The sequence below is a fragment of the Halioglobus sp. HI00S01 genome (assembly GCF_001635445.1).
Classification (GTDB): domain Bacteria; phylum Pseudomonadota; class Gammaproteobacteria; order Pseudomonadales; family Halieaceae; genus Halioglobus; species Halioglobus japonicus.
In genome coordinates, this window is sequence record NZ_LWEE01000401.1 from 1 (window position 1) to 298 (window position 298).

Consider the following 298-nt stretch of genomic DNA (forward strand, 5'->3'; position numbering starts at 1 on the left):
GCTAGTCCATTTATGGCATCGCCCGCGAGCCCGTTCATGGCGTCTCCGGCAAGTCCGTTTATGGCGTCGCCCGCGAGTCCGTTTATGGCGTCTCCGGCTAGTCCATTTATGGCATCGCCTGCGAGCCCGTTCATGGCGTCGCCCGCGAGTCCGTTTATGGCGTCTCCGGCTAGTCCATTTATGGCATCGCCTGCGAGCCCGTTTATGGCGTCTCCGGCTAGTCCATTTATGGCATCGCCTGCGAGCCCGTTTATGGCGTCTCCGGCAAGTCCGTTTATGGCGTCGCCCGCGAGTCCGT

General features: G+C 61.4%; 1 protein-coding gene. It reads right to left on the reverse strand.

Annotated features, from left to right (window positions below):
• The coding region (locus A3709_RS24315) for a hypothetical protein (RefSeq protein WP_197484369.1) at nt 1-298 on the reverse strand (298 nt) is incomplete at both ends.